Origin of the sequence: Clostridium hydrogeniformans DSM 21757 (genome assembly GCF_000686705.1) — a bacterium.
In the GTDB taxonomy this organism is placed as follows: Bacteria; Bacillota; Clostridia; order Clostridiales; family Clostridiaceae; genus Clostridium_Z; species Clostridium_Z hydrogeniformans.
Window position 1 is genome coordinate 13,827 of record NZ_KK366004.1, and the last position, 19,990, is coordinate 33,816.

Consider the following 19,990-nt stretch of genomic DNA (forward strand, 5'->3'; position numbering starts at 1 on the left):
AAGTTACTAATATAAAAATTATATATATGAAAAAAGGTCTTTAGTTTTTCTATGCCATTTTTAATATAAAAAGTATATTTAAATCCTAATATATTGGATATAATTGTAAGTAGATGGTTTTTTATTAGCTGCTCATAGAGAAATTTTACATAGCACTTAATAAAAGAAGAACATTTACTTACTAGAAGGAGGAAGTTATGAACAAAATTTTAGATATTTTATGTAAGGAACTTGAGATTAAAAAGAGCCAAGGAGAAAATGTAATAAAACTTTTAGATGATGGAAATACAGTACCCTTTATAGCTAGGTATAGAAAAGAGCAAACTGGGGATTTAAGTGATGATATTTTAAGAAAATTTTATGAAAGACTTGTTTATCTTAGGAATTTAGAAGAGAGAAAATTAGATGTTATAAGGCTTATTGAAGAACAAGGAAAACTTACTGATGACTTAAGATTAAAAATAGAAAATAGTGAAACCCAATCAGAGGTTGAAGATATATATAGACCCTTCAAACCAAAGAAGAGAACTAGAGCAATAATAGCTGAGGAAAAAGGATTAAAACCATTAGCGGAACTTATACTTTCAGGAGAATTTAAGGAAGATGTAAGGGGAGAGGCTGCAAAGTATATAAGTGAAGAGAAAGACGTCAAATCTGAGGAAGATGCTCTTAAGGGAGCCATGGATATAATAAGTGAAATAATTTCAGATAATGCTGATTTTAGAAAGTGGATAAGAGAATTCTTATGGAAAGAGGGACTTGTTGAAACTAAGGGAAGTTCAGAGGAAAGAACTCCTTATGAAATGTACTATGAATATAAAGAACCAGTAAGACTTATTCCATCCCATAGAATTCTTGCTATAAATAGGGGAGAAAAGGAAAAAATATTATCTGTTAAAATAACTTGTAATGAAGATAGAATAATAACTTACCTGAATAATAGAAATTTAAAGGGAAATAAGGAAAGCGACAAATTTATAGAAGAAAGTATTAAGGATTCTTTAAAGAGACTAATCTATCCATCTATAGAGAGAGAAATAAGAAGTGAACTTACAGATAAGGGAGAAGAAGGAGCAATAGATATATTTAAAGCTAACTTAAAGGCTCTACTTATGCAATCTCCAATAAAGGGAAAGGTAGTAATGGGATTTGACCCTGGATTTAGGACAGGATGTAAGGTAGCCATTTTAGATGATACAGGTAAGTTCTTAGATAAAACTACTGTATTTCCAACAGAACCTAGGAATGATGTAAAGGGAACTATAAGAGTATTAAAGGATTTTATTAATAAATACAATATAGAAGTCATATCCCTAGGAAATGGAACAGCTAGTAGGGAATCAGAAGAGGTTATATCAAAACTTATAAAAGAGCTTAAGGAAGAAAATAAGGAGATATACTATGTTATAGTTTCTGAGGCAGGAGCTTCAGTTTACTCTGCATCTGAGCTTGCAGCTAAAGAGTATCCAGACTTAGATGTTACTGTAAGAGGAGCCATATCAATAGGTAGAAGACTTCAAGATCCTTTGGCAGAGCTTGTAAAAATAGATCCAAAGTCCATAGGAGTTGGTCAATATCAGCATGATGTAACTCCGAAAAGATTGGATGAATCCTTAAAGGGTATAGTAGAAGATTGTGTTAACAATGTAGGAGTAGATCTTAATGTAGCAACACCATCTCTTTTAAGTTATATTGCAGGAGTCAATAGTACAATAGCTAAAAATATAGTTGAATATAGAGAAGAAAATGGAAAGTTTAAAAGTAGAAAGGAACTTCTAAAGGTAAAGAGACTTGGAAATAAGGCTTATGAGCAGTGTGCAGGATTTTTAAGAGTCCTTGAAAGTAATGAGACCTTAGATAATACATCTGTTCATCCGGAGTCTTATAAGGTAGCTAAGAGTCTTATGGAGAAGCTTTCTTATACTGATGAGGATTTAAGAAATAGAAATATAAAAGATATAGAAGAAAAAGTAAGTGATCTAGGAATCCAAGCTTTAGCTAAAGAACTTGAGGTAGGAGAACTTACATTAAAAGATATAATAAAGGAACTTAATAAGCCAGGAAGAGATCCAAGAGAAGATCTTCCAAAGCCTATATTAAAAACAGGAGTTGTAGATATAACCCAGTTAAAACCTGGCATGATTTTAATGGGTACTGTTAGAAATGTATCAGACTTTGGTGCTTTTGTAGACATTGGAGTACATCAAGATGGCTTAGTTCATAAAAGCCAAATGGCTGATAGGTTTGTAAAACATCCTTTAGATGTGGTTAAGGTATCAGATGTAGTAGAAGTTAGGATTTTAGAAGTTGATGAAAAGAGAAAAAGAATTGCTTTATCCATGAAGAAAGAAGGATAAGATAAGACTTAAGTCATAGATAAAAATCATATATATTCATTAGAAGTGAAGAAATTACAAGACTTTCCCTCTTTTATATCTATATTTAATTTTTGGATATTAAGGGGGAAAGTCTCTTCATAAAAATATTCTAAAAATTTATTCAAAGGTATTGTTATTTTTCTAACATCAGTATATAATAAAAGTGAAATATAAAACAAATAGTTATCCTTCAGGGCAGGGCGAAATTCCCTACCGGCGGTAAAGCCCGCGAGCCATTTTGGCATGATTCGGTGAAACTCCGAGGCCGACAGTAAAGTCTGGATGAAAGAAGGAAAGATTTTGAATGTTCTGCCCTGGTATATTTATATGCCAGGGCTTTTATATTCTAAAATCCATACCCTGAGGAAAAAATAAGGAGGGTGTTTTATGAAAAGAGAGAGTGGCAAAGGGCTTAAAAACCTAAATACTCTAATCAAAATTTCTTTATTAGGATCAATGGCATTCTTGTTAATGTTATTTGATTTTCCACTACCTATTTTTCCTAGTTTTTTAAAAATTGATTTAAGTGATTTACCAGCATTAGTTGGTTCTTTTGCCTTAGGTCCAATTGCAGGGGTTGTAATAGAGCTTTTAAAAAATATTTTACATGCTGCTATTAAAGGAAGCTCAACAGCCATGGTAGGAGAAATTGCAAACTTTTTTGTAGGTAGTGTCCTTGTATTTACATCAGGGTATATATATAATATGAAAAAAACAAGAAAAAGTGCAGTAACAGGACTAGTAGTTGGAACTATAGTAATGTCTGTTTTAGCAGGAATACTAAACTATGTAATAATGATACCATTTTATGCTAAGGCCTTTGGAATGCCAATGGAAGCTATAATAGGGATGGGAACAAAATTAAATTCAAATATAAAGGATTTAACCTCATTAGTCTTATGGGCTATAATTCCGTTTAATTTACTAAAAGGTTTTGCAGTGTCATTTATAACAGCTGCTATATATAAAAAGATATCTATAGTGCTTCAGGGAGAGGTAAGTTTTCCAAGGAGTGCAGTAACAAAGAAATAAGTATTTGTTTATATAAGAGGGAAATAACAAGCTACTAAATTAAGCTTTAAGCTTTTAATTTAGTAGCTTATTTTATATATATGAATTTATTGACATTTAAATTAATAAATGGTATATTATGCATAAGTTTAAGAGTTGGAGGTATAAGTATGCTAAAACTTATTTAATTATAGTAAAGTTAAAATTTAAGATTAAATTTACAGCTTGTTTTAAGAAGTTTTTGTCTAATATTATTAGGCTTTTTTGCCATGCTTCTTTTAAAGGCTATTTTTATTAATAAGTTAAGGTCATACTTTGTTTTATATAATTATATAAACTTTTTCTAAAATTTTATAAGGTTGTAAGACAAGTTAAAAGAATCATGGCATTATCCTCTTTTAAAATCTTATAAAAGGGAGAGATATGATTATGAGTATAGAGAAAATAGATATAGAAGAAATGGGAAATTTTTTTAATTTAAGGGCAGATGGATATGAGGATCATATGAAAAATACAGTTAAATCCTTTGATAAGTATTATGAACTTATATCCCATCCTATGAAGTATACAAAAGAGAGAATTTCCATATTAGATTTAGGATGTGGAACTGGACTTGAAATAGAATATATATTAAAAAAGGCTCCTAATGCAGAAATTACATGCATAGATTTATCTAAGGGTATGCTTAATATTCTAGAAAAAAAGTACAAGGATAACAAAAATCAAATAAATATAATAAATGAATCCTATTTAGAATATCCTTTCAATAAGTGTAAATATGATTATATATTTAGTGTAATGACAATGCATCATTTCTTATATGATGAAAAGCTTAATCTATATAAGAAGATAAAACAATCATTAAAGACTAATGGAATGTATATAGAGGGTGACTATGTAGTAGATGAGGAGCATGAAGAATTTTGCTTAGAAAGAAGAGAAGCATTGCTTAAAGATATTAAATATGATAAATCTAAGATTTATCATATAGATATTCCATTTTCTTTTAAGACTCAAAAAAAGTTATTTAAAGAAGCAGGATTTAATGATTTTAATATGGTTTTTAGTCAAGGAGAGCATCAGATTTATACAGTAAAATAACAAGGTGTTTAATAATAAAGCTACTGATTTATATCAGTAGCTTTTATGTATATAATTTCAAATTATAAAATAATATGGTACAATTTAAAAAAGATATTACGTTAAAGGTTTTCATTGGTATAACAAGAAACTTGTTTATTACATGATACCAATATTAGAAAGGTAGGTGAAGGTAAGCCTTTTGGCTTATTGACTTTATGGATGAAAAGAAGCTTTTAAAGACATTATGTGAGTCTCATGGCCCAAGTGGTAAAGAATATCTTATCCATCCTGTAATAGAGGATATATTTAGCCCTTATGGAGAGATTTCAAAAGACAACCTAAATAACTTATATATAAAGAAAAAAGGGGAGTCTAAAGGTAAAATAATGATTATGGCCCATTGTGATGAAATATTTTTAATGGTTACAGAAATTTTAGAGAGAGGATTTTTAAAGGTAAAATCAAGGGGAATCGATGTTAAAACACTGGTGTCTCAAGAGGTGGTTATTCATGGAAAAAAACAAATAAAAGGAGTTATGGGAATAAAGCCACCCCATCTTATGACTAAGGAAGATAGAGAAAAGGCAGTATCTTTGGATGAGATTTTAGTAGACACTGGATATTCAAAAGAAGAAGTGGAAAGTATTGTAGAAGTGGGAGACTTTATTACAATTAATAGAGAATCTGTAGAACTTTTAAATGATAATATAGGATGTAAATGTGCTGATAATAGAGCGGGAGTTCTTTCTATGGCTGTTGCCCTTAATGAGCTTAGAGATATAAAACATGATTTAGATGTATATTCTGTATGTTCAGTACAAGAAGAGGTGGGAGCTAGAGGGGCTGGGTCAGCAGCTTATAATATAATGCCTAGTATTGGAATAGTAATAGATACAACCTTTCATAGTGGAAGTTTAGGATATGAAGAAGGAGATAATGTTGTAGGAAATGGACCGGTAATATGCATAGGACCTAATATTCATCCAAAGGTTAGAAAAAGACTTATGGATACAGGGAAGAAATACAATATTCCCTACCAGTTGGAAGTGGAACCAGGCAGTACAGGTACAGATGCATGGCCTCTTCAAATCACAAAAGAAGGTGTTCCAACAGTACTTATATCTATTCCTATAAAATATATGCATAGCTCTGTAGAGGTTGTAAATATAAAGGATGTAAATAATACAGGAAGACTTATAGCAAAGTTTATAGAAGACCTTAAGGTTGAAGAAGTGGAGGGTTTAATATGCTTTTAAAAACTCTTTGTGATGCTAAGGGCCCTTCAGGTTTTGAAGGGGAAGTTAGAAATATAATACTTAAGGAAGTCAAGCCTTACGTAGATAGTGTAAAAGTAGATGTGATGGGAAATATAATAGTCCACAAAAAGGGAAAAGGATCTAAGGTATTGGTAGATGCCCATATGGATGAAGTGGGATTTATAATTACTGGATTTAACGACGATGGAACCTTAAAATTTAAGGCTCTTGGAGGAGTGAATAATAAGGTTATACCATCAAAGACAGTTTTAATAGGAGATAAAGAAATAAATGGAGTTATAGGAATAAAGCCTATTCATCTTCAAAGTCAAGAAGAGCGAAATAAGAATATGCAATATAAAAATTTATGTATAGATATAGGAGCTAATTCTAAAAAAGAAGCTATGGAAGTAGTGGACCTTGGAGAGTATGTTGTATTTAATACTAAGTTGGAGGAGTTTGGGGAGAATCTTATAAAAGGAAAAGCCTTTGATGATAGAATGGGATGTTATGTACTTATAGAAATTCTTAAGGAAAATTATAATTGCGATTTATATGGAGTATTTACTGTTCAAGAAGAAATTGGTGATAGGGGAGCATATGTATCAGCTTATAATGTAATGCCAGATATAGGAATAGTTTTAGAGGGAACTATATGTGCAGACATGCCTTATATATCACCTCACTTAAGGGCCACAGAGGTAGGAAAAGGACCGGCTATATCAATAATGGATAGAACTAGTATATTTAATGATGATATAGCAAAAGAAATAATGGAAGTAGGAAAGGTGAAAAATATACCCTATCAGAGAAGACGTGCCATAGCTGGAGGAAATGATGCAGGAGCAATAATAATGGTAGGGGAAGGTGCAAAGGTGGCTACTATATCAGTTCCTTGTAGATATATTCATTCATCTATATCAGTAGCCTCTAAAGAAGACATAGAGAACACTAAGAACCTTGTCATGGAATATTTAAAAACTTTATAATATGTATTTTAAATTATATTGTAAATACATTTAGAAATAACTCTAATAATTAATATTAAGAAAAGAGGGGAAATTATGGATTTATTATTAGAAAACATTATAAAAACCTATGGAGTTAGTGGACGTGAAGATAAGATTAGGGAAGTTATTAAAGAGAGACTGACTAATCTTGGAATAGAATTTAAAATAGATCCTATGGGGAATATAATTTCTAACCTTACCAATGATAAGAATAAAAAAACTTTTACTATATGCTCTCATATGGATACCGTTGGAGTAATAGCTACTTATATAGAAGATAATGGATTTATAAGGTGTGGTTCTATAGGGGATTTTAATCTAAGGGAATTTCAAGGTGGAATAGTTGAGTTTGAGAATGGGACAAGAGGAAGAGTTGCTATGGAAAAAGCTAGTGATGAAATAGGGGATATGTTTATTGATATAGGAGTATCCTCAAAGGAAGAGGCTTTAAAGTATGTGGAAGAAGGAGATGTAGCTTTTTTTAGTGGAAATATTTTAGAATTTAATCATATTATAATGGGACCAGGGTTAAGTAGCAGAATAGGACCATATATTCTTCTTAGGGTAATAGAAAATATAAAAGATAGAACTTCTTTAGAATCATTACCTTATAATATAACTTTTGTATTTACAACCCAACATAATTTAGAGGGAAGGGGAGCGAGAGCTTTAACACATAGTGTAATGCCAGATTACGCCATAGTTATAGAGGGAGAAGAGTCAGGAGATTATATAGGCGCTAAGGGAAGTTTAAAGCTTTCAGAAGGTCTAGGGATGAAGATTATGGATAGGAACTTAATAATTCATGATGAAATAAAACAGATATTAGAAGAGGTAAAAAAGAAAAACAATATTAAAATGAAGAAAATTACCTCTAATAGTATTACAGATGGAAGGATTATTCAAAAGGAAGGTAAGGGGTGCAGGACAGGAGCAGTAGTTCTTCCTTTTAGATACATTAATAGTAGTGAAGAAATGGTAAGTCTTTTGGATATAGAGGAAGGAGTTAAACTTATAGAAGGAATTTTAAGTTAAAATAAAAACCACTGTGATAAACTTTACACAGTGGTTTTTAAAACATCACGTTTCCACATAAGGATGGCATCTTCACCAGTATCCTCATAATATTTTTTTCTTATTCCCTCTTCTAAAAAACCATATTTTTTATAAAGGCCTTGGGCTGGTAAATTAGAAGATCTGACTTCTAAGGTCATGGCATGAGCATTATGTTCATTACATATATGAATTAATCCTTGAAGGATTTTACTTCCAACACCATATTCTCTAAACTCAGGGTGAACTGCTATATTTGTTATATGACCTTCATCTATGATAAGCCACATACCTCCAAAGCCTATGATTCTATTATCTATTTTAGCTACTACATATTTAGAAAACACATTGTAAAGCTCTTTTTCTATAGATTCACGACTCCAAGGGGTAGTAAAGCTTAGAGCACTTATTTTTGTTACATCATCTATATGCTCATTAGTAAAGGGGAATACTTCTATATTATTCATAGACACTAACACCCATTTTCTTTTCATATTCTCTTTCAGCTTGAGATTGTCTAAGATAAACAGGAGCAAAGCCTAGTAAGTCATCATTTTTTCCTTCTTTTAAAATCTTATATCCTATGGTACCAAGAGATGAAGCTCTAGTAAAGTTCAAATGGCCAGGTGTAAAGTAGGTATCTTTAAGAAGGGATGATATTTTATCTTTGTGTTTATCAGTACCATCTCCAACAAAGATATAAGGGCCCTTAAACTCTTTAAGTTTATCACATAATTCCTCTATAGAAATTATCATATGCTCTGATAGGGCTTCTATACTGCCGCTATTAAATTTATATAATGATGTATAAACATTACCTCTTAGGGCATCCATTATAGGACATATAATTCCTTCAGTTCCAAAAAGGTTATTTGAAAGTCCGTCTAGGGAGGAAACCCCAATAAAAGGTTTTTCTTTAGCAAGAGCCATAGCCTTTATACTTGCCATACCTATCCTTAGTCCAGTAAATGAACCAGGTCCTTTAGAGACTACAAAGGCATCTATGTCATCTATAGTAAGATTTACATTAGTGATTACCTTATCTATCATATCCATAAGTAAAACAGAATGTTGCTTTTTATAATTAAAATTAATTTCTCCAAGTAGCTTATCACCATCTAATACAGCTACACTAGCTGCCTCAGAGGAAGAGTCTACACTTAATATCTTCATAAGTTAAATCTCCTTTATATAGTCGTATTTTTTTCCAAAGGGCTCAAGAGTTATTTTTCTTGCAGTTTCTGAAATCTCAGGTAACTTTTCTATTTTTATAAGTAAGTATTCCTCTGGTATAAGTTCTTCTATATAGTTTGCCCACTCTATAATTGAAACACCATCACTAAATATGTACTCATCAAAACCTATGGCATAGATTTCATCAGGGTCATTAACTCTGTATACATCAAAGTGATAAAATTTAAGTCTACCACTATCATATTCATTAACTATGTTAAAGGTAGGACTTGTTATATAGTCTGTAATAGAAAGTCCTTTAGCTATACCTTTTGTAAGATGAGTTTTACCAGTACCTAAGTCACCTATAAGGCAAAATATATCTGAAGGATTACAAAGTTCACCTAATTTTTGCCCAATTGAAAAGGTTTCTTCCACGCTATTTACTATTATCTCCATAGAATTTTAGGGATTTACCCTAAGTCACCTCCTAATATGTAAAATAAGAATTTAATTTAAATAATAAATTTAAGATTACCAAGGGTTTTAATATAAGTCCTTAACTTATCCATTAAAATATCATTGACTTGTCTTGCTTTAGCCATATGGATAAAGTAACTTTAAACCCTATAGATTCTAATAACATATGATTTTAACATTATATATAAGAATTTAAGAGTCTAAGGAATTATTAGAGTAATAAGTTTAAGTGAAAAATTCACAGGAATTAAGATTATTATTATAATAAAACTTTAAAATATAAAATTAAACTTTTTTATATTTTAAAGTTTTACCCAATATATATTAATTATAATGTAACATTAAAAATTCTCTTATTAATTTTATCTTAAAATCCTTAAAAAGTATAGTATATCACAGAATGGTAAACTAGGGATTTAGCGTGTAAAATAGAAGCTTAAAATAAATTTATATAAAGGTCTTATAATAACATGAATGATTATAGTAATAAGACCTTTAGCGATGATGAATATCTATGTTTTTTATAAAGTTTAAATTATAAAGCATTTTTTAAATGAGACAAGGCATTTTTACAAAGGAATCCGTTATTACAAGACTCATTTAAAATTTTAAATATAGTATCATTGTTAAGGCCTTTTCTATATGGCCTATCCTCACGAAGAGCTTGATATACATCACATACAGCTAATATTCTACATTCCTCACTAAGGGATTCTCCAGTTAACATTCTAGGGTATCCTTTACCATTTAATTTTTCATGATGATTTGATGCCCATTCACATATATCAGGAATATCCTCAATTTTTTCAAGGACTAAGTTGGTATAATATACATGAGATTTCATTATATGAAATTCTTCTATTGTAAGAGAAGAATTTTTATTTAGTATAGATCTAGGAATAGCTAATTTCCCAATATCATGAAGAAGCCCTGCAATTTTCATCTTAATACATTTTTCTTCATCATATCCTATAGAACTAGATATCATATAGGATAAATCCCCTATATTTTTAGAGTGTTCTCCAGTAAAGGAGCTACTCATATCAACAATATCTGCAAAAACATAAGATATATCTAAAAACTCTCTTAAGGAAAGTTCTAAGTCAAAATTAGGTGTGTACTTTTTAAATACAAAATCATGAAAGCTTATATTATCTAAGTTAAGCCAAAAAATATCTCGTTTACTAATCCTTAAAAAGGCACTAGAAAGTAAGGGAGAAAATAACTTTCCACTGTTATTTTTAACCCACTCTATTATATGTTTCCTTAAATCAGGTGAAGATGAGTCGTAATATATAGTCTCTATAATATCCGAAAGCCTTATTATCTGGCTTTCTATGGGAATCAAGTCTTTTGATATATTAAAAATACCAGAACCATCATAATTTTCATGATGATAATATATTATGTTGGATAAATTACTGAACTTTGGGAATTTTTCTAGTATTTTAGAGCCTTTTTCACAATGATCATGTATAAGCTGTTTCGTATCTAAATAATAATTATTTGAGGAATTAATGCCTATATCATGAAGCATGCAAGAAACATAAACTTTTTTTTTGCAATCATAATCAAAATCAAGTTCATTGCATATTTCCATGGCAATATAGGTAGACTTTATAGAATGATGAGAAAACTTTTTAAAGTCATAATTGACCATAGATGAAGCTTCTAGGATGTTTACTTGAGAAGCTTTTTGATTTAGGTCAAGTAAAATACCTAAAGAAGATACCAGGTTATTAACCTTGATTTTCATAAACATACCCCCTTTTTTCTGATATAATTAAATTTATTAGCACAGTCAGTAGTTTTATACCAAAGTATAAGAGATTATAGACAATAAGAAGTAATATGAAAATTATAATTTCCATATTGATTATTGTAATATAATTTATGTAATAAAAATAGTATTAAAGGATGATTAGTTATGAAAAGAGGCTATAAAATTTTTATATCTTTTATTATCACTAACCTTATGGTTATATCTTTTATTTTAATAAGTCATTATATATCAGAATCTAATGTTGTAAAAATAGAAGGGGAAAAAGAGAGGGAAACCTATCTTTCAATAATTACCACAAATAAGTTTCTATATCATATGGTACGTGATATTACTAAAGATATGCATGAAGTTACTTACATGATGAAGGATCAAAAGAGTCAATGGAATTTTAAATACACGGAGGATAGTATTAAAAATATAAGTAAAAAAGATTTATTTATATACTTTGGGGCTTCTTATGAGCCCTGGGCTTCTAGTTTTGTAGATGAACTTAAAAGAGATAATGTTACAGTCTTAAATGCTTCAAGAGGTATAAGACTTATGAACTTAAATTTACCTATTAAATATAATGATAGGGTGGTAAAAGAAAATCCTTATTATTGGTTAAATCCTGAAGAATATAAAACAGCATTACTAAATATAAAAAATGCTATAGGAGAAAAAGATCCTAAAAATTTAAGTTTTTATGATAAAAGCTTCAATGAGGAGATGGAAAAGGTAGATTTAATAATAAGTAAGTTAAGGGAAGTCAGTGAAGAATTAGAAGGAAAAACTTTTGTATTAACAGATGATACCTTGGATTATTTTTTTAAGTTTACAGGATTAAACTATATAAAGATTCCTAGTGGAGAAGGGACAAAGAGAGAAGAAATAGAAAAGGTGAACCAAAAACTAAAATCTACAGAAAATCTTATATATATATACAATAATGAGGAACAGTTGAAAAATTATGAGAAGCTAATAAAAGATTATAGTATGAACACTGTTGAATTTCTTTTAGATTCAGAAGATATAGGTTATAAGTCTATGATGTTAAAAAATATAGAAAAGATGAAAAATTTTAGTGAAAAGAAGGAAATGCACAAATAGTTTGAATTTACAGTAAATTTAAAGTATAATATAGGATATAAAAAATTATTTAAATGAGACATAGAGAATTGAAAGGGGATGAGTAGGTGTTAGTAAAGAATATAATGCTACCTAAAGAAAAGCTTATAACAGTAACTCCAAAGGCATCTATTGGAACTGCATTGGAATTTATAAATAAGAATAATTTTTTATCAATTCCAGTTGTAGAAGGAGACAAATTCTTTGGAAGTATATCAAAGGATAAGATATATGCTTTTTATTTTGAAAAATGTCAAGATAAGGAATGTTTCTTAAATGACTTTGATGTAGAGGATGTAATGAGAACAGATATACCTTCTATTGAAGTATTTGAAGAGATAGAGAAGGCTGTACACATATTGGAAGTTAAAAACATTGCTTTTGTAGCTGTGGTAGATGATAAAGGAATATTCCAAGGTATATTAACTCATCATGCTGTATTTGAACAGTTTACCCAATTGTTCGGGTTAAATAAGGGAAATAGACTTGCTGTCATGGCTCACGATGTTCCAGGACAAATTTCTAAGCTATCTAAGGTTTTATCAGAGAATAATGCGGATATAATAAGTTTTGTAGTAGTAGATCCAGAAAGCGTTTTATCTGTTAAGGAGATAGTAATAAGAATGAAAACAGAAAACTTTAACCTTGTAAAAGAGAAGGTTATAGATGCTGGATTTAAAATAGTTTAATAAAGTAGTTCTTAGTTTAGGACATGGTCTAGCATTATAATTTAACTCTAACTTTAAATTATAATGACTTGCTATTAGAACGAGAGGTACTTTAATAGTAAATAATTATTAATACTAAAGAGTTAGTATATAGTATAATATTATTTTAAAACACAAGGCTTTATTACTAGAACTTAGAGTTTAGTAATAAAGCCTATATTTATATAAGTTAATATTAGGTTTTTATATAAAGTAAAAAGCCAATTTACAAACCACAGAATTTAAATTAACTTAAAATAAGAAATCAAATTAAATTTCAAGGGAAAGTATTAATTTGTTCTACCTTTGGCAGAAATCTTATCTATTTCTATTTTAAAAACTTTAGTTTTATCTGAAGCTCTTTTTATATACTCCATTCCACTCTCTAAAAAATCCTTTGAGTATTTAAGTATTAACTCTTTTAAACCTTGAATTTTTTCTTCTTCGTGTATTTCGATTGCTTTTCCAAAAGCAATTACACTTTCATACTTAGTACTAAAGCTACCAGGTAGAACCTCTGTTTTACCAACTACAGTAAAAGAAATCTTATTGTTTAAAAGTAGATTGTCTACTTTATTACCTTCTAATGCACCATGAAAATATATGGCGTTATCGTGATAAACATAACTTAAAGGAACACCATAGCAGTATCCATTTTCACCTAAGGTAGATAAAATTCCATATTCACCCTGCTCTAGGATAGTTATTCCGTGACTTTCAGTTAATTCTCTATTACTTTTACGCATTTCTTTAAACATAATCAAAACCCCTTTTATAATATTTATTATTTTAACATTTTTAAGGATATGAATAAAAATAGCTCTAACAGATTATAAAACCTACTAGAACTATTAATTAATAACGATTATGTGTATATGGCAGGGGCACGAGGACTTGAACCCGGAACCAACGGTTTTGGAGACCGCTACTCTACCAATTGAGCTATACCCCTATATTTTTATTATATAATATTATCATATGCTGGATTATTTTTCAATAGTTTTATAAAATCTAATGATTTGTAAATATAATTATAATTATATTTAGAGCAAGGGTTTCAACATATAAAGCTTTAATATTATAAGAAGATTTCACATTAAATTAAAAATACTTGAAATAATTAATTTTTATAGGAGGAGGAAGTTAAATTTAAAATTACAAAAATATTATATATAGTTATAAATTTGGTATAATATAGAGATGAGTTTGTGTTAGAGGGGTTTAAGTAAAATGAAAAAATATTTATATGAATTAAAAGGAATAATCCTAATAAAGGTTATAGCTGATACCTTTTATATAATACCTATTGCCATGATTCCTCTTGTAATTAAAAGGTTATTTGACTATGATTTTTCAAAGGGAAGTCATGAGGTTATTCTGCTTATAGGAATATATTTTTTAATAGCTATTATAGGAATGGTATTCCAATATATAAGCCAATTATATGCATGGAAATTTGAAAAAAATTTTAATCTATTAATTAAAAGAGATATTTTTGATTCTATTTTAAGATACGATTATAGAAAATTTAATGAAAATAGTGTTAGTTATTACATATCAATTTTAAATAATGATGTTTCAGTAGCATTTAAATATATAGATAGTATGGTGTCTATTATACAATCCAGTATCCAAGTAATAGTATATGGGATATTTATGTTTTTATTAGATTCAAGGATAGCTATTGTTATAATTATTTCCTCCATATTAACTTTATTTTTGCCTAATATTACTGAGAAGACTTTGTCTAGTAGAAGAAAGGAACATTTAGAGTGGGTTTCCTTATATATAGGTAAAGTAAAAGACCTTCTTGAAGGATTTAAAAATGTAAGTTTAGAAACTGAAGAGAATATTTCAAAAGAGCATTATAAATCTTTAGCTAAAACAGAAGATAAACTTTTACATTATGGAAGATTTAGTACTTTTACAAACATATTCAATGGATTCTTTATGTATTTATTGGATATATCAGCCTTCATAGTTGTAGCTATATTATTACTTCAGAGGAAGATTTCTGTGGGAACTGCGTCAGGAGGGTTAGCGTATATAAAGGAATTTGTTTATCCTATTAGATATATTATAGGAGATATAACAAATATGAAATCAGCAAAATCAATAAAAAATAATTTACTCAATTTTATAAACTATAATAGAGTAGACTTAGAAGATATACATGACTTTAAAAATAAAATAGAATTTAAGAACGTATCAATAAAATTTGATGACTTTGAAATAAAAAATTTTGATTTTGATTTTAAGAAAGGTAAAAAATACGCAATTATAGGTCATAGTGGATCAGGAAAATCTACTATTCTAAATCTTTTAATGAAATACTTAAGTGCAGAAAGTGGAAATATATATGTTGATGGAAGAGATATAAAGGATATTAATATAACAAAGGTTATTACATGTTTAAATCAGTTTGAACACATATTTCAAGATGATTTTATAAATAATGTTAGTATTTATGGATCTTATAATATTTCTAACATGAAAGAAATTATTAATTACTACCAATGTGAAAAAATAAGTTTAATGACTAATAAGAAAGATTGCACTGAATTAAGTGGAGGAGAAAAGCAATTATTATCTTTAGTTAAAGTGTTGTTAATGGATAAGGAAGTACTTTTATTGGATGAACCTTTTTCAGCATTAGATTTTCATAACACCATATTGGTTAATGAGAAATTATATGATATAAAGGATAAAACATTAATAGTTGTAACTCATAACTTATCTGAAAATAACTTAAAACATTTTGATGAGTTAATATTAATGGATAACGGTATAATTAAAAAGAAAGGAATACCAAAGGAAGTCATAAGTTCTTATGAGTATAGTAAATTAACAAGCGGTTTATAATAATCAAATTATCTTATGAAATATATAAGTAAGGTAAAGAAATATTAATTAGAATTACAGTATGTTAGTAAGAATATTTATATAAAAATTATATTTAAATTTGCTTAGTTAAGTAAGTTATAAGATAATACTGAAAAACTAATTTTACTTAAATTTAGTAATAAGTTTAAGAATACAAAAGTAAAAAGTTTTTATAAGAGAGGAAATAGTATGTGCGGAAGATATTTTATAAATAACAATACTTTAAAAAAAGAGTTAGAAATCTTTCAAGGAGAGAGGTTTCCAGGAGAAAAGTCTTTAGTTATAGCTAAGGAAGGGTATTTTCCTATGAACTGGGGATTTCTTTTAAATAATATAAATGTAATAAATGCTAGGGGAGAAACATTAATGTCAAAACCTTTATTTAGTAAATCTTTTGAAGAAAGTACTGTGATTATTCCTACTAGTGGATTTTATGAATGGAAAAATGGAATTAAATATAAGGTTACTTTAAAAAACAATGAACCTATGCTTCTTGGGGGGATTTACAGCACATTTTTAGATAAAAAAGGGGAGAGTTATAAGGCTTTTACCATAATAACAACAGAAGCTAATGGAAACATGTCAAGGATTCACCATAGAAAGCCTATAGTAATACCAAATGAGCTTCAAAATGATTATTTAGATAACAATATAGCTTTAGAAAAGATTATTGAAATAAATAAGAAAATAGATTTTTTAATAGAAGAGCAGAATGGAAAAGAGCAACTAAAATTATTTTAAGTACTATAAAATAGTAGACTTTCTTTACTTATAAATTATAGGGTTTTAAGTTTCAAAGTTAATTTATACATCTGAATAAAATAAGATAAATCAATGATATTTTTAATGAATAAGTTAAGGATTTATATTAAAATTTTATAGAGGAATAAAGTAGATTTTAAAACTACATTTATTAAGTTAGCATTAAAATGTATAGAGTCTTAGGTATAGATATATAGAATACTTAAATATAATATAAAAGTACTATGATAGGTAAGTTAATCATAGTACTTTTATGCTTTAGTAAAGAATATGTTTAAATGGGACTCCACATGTAAAGAGAAGCTTCTATTTCTATACCAAACTTAATAAAAAATATGTTTAAAGAGAACAAGTTTTTTATTAAGTTTTAATAATTATACTAGGTGGATCCATAATAAAATTATAAAGCAAAAGGTTTTTTAATTAAATTTATTAGGCTCTTATCTATTGATGAAAGTCCATTGTAAGTCCATCCATAAGTCTTTCAACAATTTCTATAATAACAATGTCAGGCTTATTATTAAGAATTATATTACTATCAAAATAGGCATCCCTAAGGTTATCATGCCTGGTACCCCATATATAAAGAGCTTCACTAAAATTTTGAGATAATAGTGGTTGAAGATATATGGAGAAAGAATCTCTAAATATTACTGCCTTAGGTAAGGTTTTATCATAGGATTCTGTTCTTATCTCCTTGTCATTGTCATGATAAGCTTTATACTCATAATTAAGGTTACCTTTTATAGAAGTAGAATTATCCTTAGTATATTTATCTAGAAGCAGCATGGAAGAAAGATCTCCCTTAAGTTTTGAATCCTTAGGATTATAATCTATTTCTATGTTATAAGGTTTAAGGTTAAAGTTAGGAAGAAGCTTACTACTTTCTTCAATAATTTCTTTATAAGCAATAGAAGCTCCAAGGTGATTCCAATGACTATCTGTTCTATGATAGATTTCCTTCTTAGACTTATTAGATATAAGATTTTCACGTAAATCTAGGATATTTACATGAGAATTATTTTTCATATAGGAGAAAAATTCATCAGTAGAATTAGTATCTCTTAGTTTAGGGTTATTACTAGGCATATATTCTGGATATATGCTATTTTTGTTTGGAGCTATAACTACTAACATTTCTATTCCGCTTCTATTAAGAAACCTCTTTTTTTCCTCCATATTAGTTTTGAATCTTTTTAAAGTATCATCAGTATAAGTTTTTTTACCATTATATTGCTCTAAGGTATCATTAAGATACATCCACTGATTTTTGCCAACTATAACTTTATCACTAGCCCCTAGATTAAATAATTTATATCTTAATAATGAATTATATTCTATAAATTTATCACGACTAGTAAAGTTAGTAGAGAAAAATTTTTCAAAATCCTTAGTGTAGTTTTTATTTAGACTATTATTTTCAATGAAAGTTGGCTTTTTTATTTTATCTTCATTAGATAAATTAATTTCCTTAGGATTTATTAAAGTTAATATTAAAGGAATAATTATAATTAACATAAATATGAATATAATTATTTTTTTATAAGTAGAATTCACCATATCAATAACACCTCCTAAGAATTAAAATCTAAAGTATATAAATGGGTTATAACTTGATGCAATCATATAGGTAATAGAAATAATAAAAACAATGAAAATAGAAATATCTTGAATTACATATAATGTAGAATAAATTTTTTCATTTATTAATTTCACAATATTATTAAGATATTTCAAAATAGGCATTGAAAAGATTAAAGCAATAATAAGTATAAAGAATACTTCTTTATTTAAGTCATATATTATGGTATTTATGTTATAGGAAGATAATGAGAACAGAGATTTTATAACTTTTAAGCTATTTCTAAATCCTTCTATTCTAAAAAATACCCATCCAATTATGACTACAAGTAATGTATAAATTCTAATTAATATAGGATGCATTTTAGATAGGTTTATTATTTTGCATCTTTCTAAAATAATAAATATTCCATGAAAACATCCCCAAACTATAAAATTCCAACTAGCACCGTGCCATATACCAGTAGCAAAAAAAACAATAAATAGATTTAAATAAGTACGGTTTAAACCTTTTCTATTACCGCCAAGAGGAATATAAAGGTAGTCCCTAAACCATGTTGATAAGGATATATGCCAACGTCTCCAAAAATCCTGAATTCCTTTAGATATATAAGGATAATTAAAGTTTTCTTTAAAGGTAAAACCAAACATATGTCCAAGACCTATGGCCATATCAGAGTATCCAGAAAAATCATAATAGATTTGAAAGGAATAGCATATTATACCAATCCAAGAAGAGGTAAATGCTAAGCTATCAAGGTTAGAAAACATAATATCTGCAGTTTTACCAAGGGTATTTGCAATTAAAATTTTCTTTGAGAATCCAATAATAAACCTACGAATGCCTATATAAAAGTCATGGAAACTATGAACTCTTTTATGGATTTCATTCTCTACATCTATGTATCTTACTATAGGACCAGCTACTAATTGTGGAAATAAAGAAATATATAGTCCAAGGTTTAATATATTCCTTTGAACTGGAACTTCTTTTTTATAAACATCAATAACATAAGATAAGGTCTGAAAAGTAAAGAAGGATATACCAATAGGCAATGTTAAATTTAAAATGTTAAAATTCATATTAATACCTAAAATAGAACTAAGTTTATTTATATTAATAAAGAAAAAATTTATATATTTATAAAAGCATAATATTCCAATGTCAAAAATAACGGTAGAAATCATAAAAAATAGTTTTAATGCTTTTTCCTCCCTAAATTTATCTATTAATAGGGCTAAGAAATAATTTATAACTATTTCTGTTATCATTATAATAACAAATTTCGGTTCTCCCCAAGCGTAGAATATTAAACTAACTATAAGAAGCCAAATGTTTTTAAGCTTTAACAAAGGTAATAAGTAATATATTACTAATGTTAAAGGTAAGAATAAAAATAAAAATATTGCTGAAGTAAATACCATAACTAACCCCCCATTAAAATTACCCTAAAAGATTCTAAGGAATATATATTTAAATTATTACTAGATAAATAAGGATAAATATATTAATCATACAACTTTAAAATAATTCAACATTACTTGGGAAAATCCTCTATTAATAGTAAAATTAGATTATTACATAAAATATATTTAGAAATTGAAAGGATATATATAATTTTAGAAATTATGAAATATATAGGAGAATATGAATATAAAATTTCAGTAATGAAAAAAATATTTCAACTTTCAATTGAATCTTAGGAAGTGGTAATATATAATT

17 protein-coding genes, 1 tRNA gene and 1 riboswitch are annotated in these 19,990 nt (G+C 28.0%); of the genes, 10 read left to right on the plus strand and 8 right to left on the minus strand.

The window, feature by feature from the left end:
• Positions 1-197 precede the first annotated feature (197 nt).
• The 6 genes from BR69_RS0113250 (at position 198) to BR69_RS0113280 (ending at position 7,773) form a co-directional block, all read left to right on the plus strand.
• The gene (locus tag BR69_RS0113250; protein ID WP_027633600.1) at positions 198-2,357 is read left to right on the plus strand and encodes a Tex family protein; all 2,160 of its coding nucleotides are present in this window, start codon (positions 198-200) and stop codon (positions 2,355-2,357) included.
• 203 nt (positions 2,358-2,560) lie between these two features.
• Positions 2,561-2,676, plus strand: a riboswitch (FMN riboswitch).
• Positions 2,677-2,765: 89 nt separating this feature from the next.
• On the plus strand, positions 2,766-3,410 hold the full coding sequence (locus tag BR69_RS0113260) for an ECF transporter S component (protein WP_027633601.1): 645 nt from the start codon (positions 2,766-2,768) through the stop codon (positions 3,408-3,410).
• A 408-nt stretch (positions 3,411-3,818) separates the two neighbouring features.
• Complete coding sequence (locus BR69_RS20555) at positions 3,819-4,490, plus strand: class I SAM-dependent methyltransferase (protein WP_051623620.1); 672 nt, start codon at positions 3,819-3,821, stop codon at positions 4,488-4,490.
• A 197-nt stretch (positions 4,491-4,687) separates the two neighbouring features.
• Positions 4,688-5,728, plus strand: a complete 1,041-nt coding sequence (locus tag BR69_RS0113270; protein WP_027633602.1) for a zinc-binding metallopeptidase family protein — start codon at positions 4,688-4,690, stop codon at positions 5,726-5,728.
• The gene (locus BR69_RS0113275; protein ID WP_027633603.1) at positions 5,719-6,717 is read left to right on the plus strand and encodes a M42 family metallopeptidase; all 999 of its coding nucleotides are present in this window, start codon (positions 5,719-5,721) and stop codon (positions 6,715-6,717) included. Before BR69_RS0113270 ends, BR69_RS0113275 begins: the two co-directional genes overlap by 10 nt.
• Before the next feature lie 75 nt (positions 6,718-6,792).
• Complete coding sequence (locus BR69_RS0113280; RefSeq protein ID WP_027633604.1) at positions 6,793-7,773, plus strand: hypothetical protein; 981 nt, start codon at positions 6,793-6,795, stop codon at positions 7,771-7,773.
• Between the two features lie 23 nt (positions 7,774-7,796).
• Here the strand turns inward: BR69_RS0113280 and rimI are convergent, their stop codons facing one another.
• From rimI to BR69_RS0113300, 4 genes are all read right to left on the minus strand, one after another.
• Positions 7,797-8,258, minus strand: a complete 462-nt coding sequence (rimI, locus tag BR69_RS0113285; RefSeq protein WP_027633605.1) for a ribosomal protein S18-alanine N-acetyltransferase — start codon at positions 8,256-8,258, stop codon at positions 7,797-7,799.
• The gene (gene tsaB, locus BR69_RS0113290; protein ID WP_027633606.1) at positions 8,251-8,964 is read right to left on the minus strand and encodes a tRNA (adenosine(37)-N6)-threonylcarbamoyltransferase complex dimerization subunit type 1 TsaB; all 714 of its coding nucleotides are present in this window, start codon (positions 8,962-8,964) and stop codon (positions 8,251-8,253) included. Before tsaB ends, rimI begins: the two co-directional genes overlap by 8 nt.
• Positions 8,965-8,967: 3 nt before the next feature.
• Complete coding sequence (gene tsaE / locus BR69_RS0113295; protein ID WP_027633607.1) at positions 8,968-9,423, minus strand: tRNA (adenosine(37)-N6)-threonylcarbamoyltransferase complex ATPase subunit type 1 TsaE; 456 nt, start codon at positions 9,421-9,423, stop codon at positions 8,968-8,970.
• 556 nt (positions 9,424-9,979) lie between these two features.
• Positions 9,980-11,200: an HD-GYP domain-containing protein gene (locus BR69_RS0113300; protein ID WP_027633608.1), complete on the minus strand. Its 1,221-nt coding sequence runs from the start codon at positions 11,198-11,200 to the stop codon at positions 9,980-9,982.
• A 171-nt stretch (positions 11,201-11,371) separates the two neighbouring features.
• Between BR69_RS0113300 and BR69_RS20560 the strand changes: the two genes are divergently transcribed.
• Both BR69_RS20560 and BR69_RS0113310 read left to right on the plus strand, forming a co-directional pair.
• Positions 11,372-12,316, plus strand: coding sequence for a metal ABC transporter substrate-binding protein (locus BR69_RS20560; RefSeq protein ID WP_051623621.1), 945 nt, complete (start codon positions 11,372-11,374; stop codon positions 12,314-12,316).
• Between the two features lie 86 nt (positions 12,317-12,402).
• Entirely contained in the window at positions 12,403-13,023 is a 621-nt protein-coding gene (locus BR69_RS0113310; RefSeq protein ID WP_027633609.1) for a CBS domain-containing protein, read from the plus strand.
• Between the two features lie 308 nt (positions 13,024-13,331).
• Here BR69_RS0113310 and BR69_RS0113315 read toward each other — a convergent pair whose 3' ends face one another.
• Both BR69_RS0113315 and BR69_RS0113320 read right to left on the minus strand, forming a co-directional pair.
• Positions 13,332-13,799, minus strand: a complete 468-nt coding sequence (locus BR69_RS0113315) for a pyridoxamine 5'-phosphate oxidase family protein (protein ID WP_027633610.1) — start codon at positions 13,797-13,799, stop codon at positions 13,332-13,334.
• Between the two features lie 118 nt (positions 13,800-13,917).
• A tRNA-Trp gene (locus tag BR69_RS0113320) sits at positions 13,918-13,993 on the minus strand.
• 278 nt (positions 13,994-14,271) lie between these two features.
• On the opposite strand from BR69_RS0113320, the gene BR69_RS0113325 reads away from it, so the two are divergent.
• Positions 14,272-15,903 (plus strand): ATP-binding cassette domain-containing protein, encoded by a 1,632-nt coding sequence (locus tag BR69_RS0113325; protein WP_027633611.1) that lies wholly within the window; start codon positions 14,272-14,274, stop codon positions 15,901-15,903.
• A gap of 210 nt (positions 15,904-16,113) precedes the next feature.
• Positions 16,114-16,665 carry an SOS response-associated peptidase family protein gene (locus tag BR69_RS0113330; RefSeq protein ID WP_027633612.1) on the plus strand — a complete coding sequence of 184 codons (552 nt, stop codon included), beginning with the start codon at positions 16,114-16,116 and terminating at the stop codon, positions 16,663-16,665.
• Positions 16,666-17,130: 465 nt separating this feature from the next.
• Here the strand turns inward: BR69_RS0113330 and BR69_RS0113335 are convergent, their stop codons facing one another.
• Together BR69_RS0113335 and BR69_RS0113340 are read right to left on the minus strand one after the other, a co-directional pair.
• Positions 17,131-18,246 carry an alginate O-acetyltransferase AlgX-related protein gene (locus tag BR69_RS0113335; protein WP_027633613.1) on the minus strand — a complete coding sequence of 372 codons (1,116 nt, stop codon included), beginning with the start codon at positions 18,244-18,246 and terminating at the stop codon, positions 17,131-17,133.
• Positions 18,247-18,267: 21 nt separating this feature from the next.
• Positions 18,268-19,692, minus strand: a complete 1,425-nt coding sequence (locus tag BR69_RS0113340) for an MBOAT family O-acyltransferase (protein WP_027633614.1) — start codon at positions 19,690-19,692, stop codon at positions 18,268-18,270.
• Between the last annotated feature and the right edge of the window lie 298 nt (positions 19,693-19,990).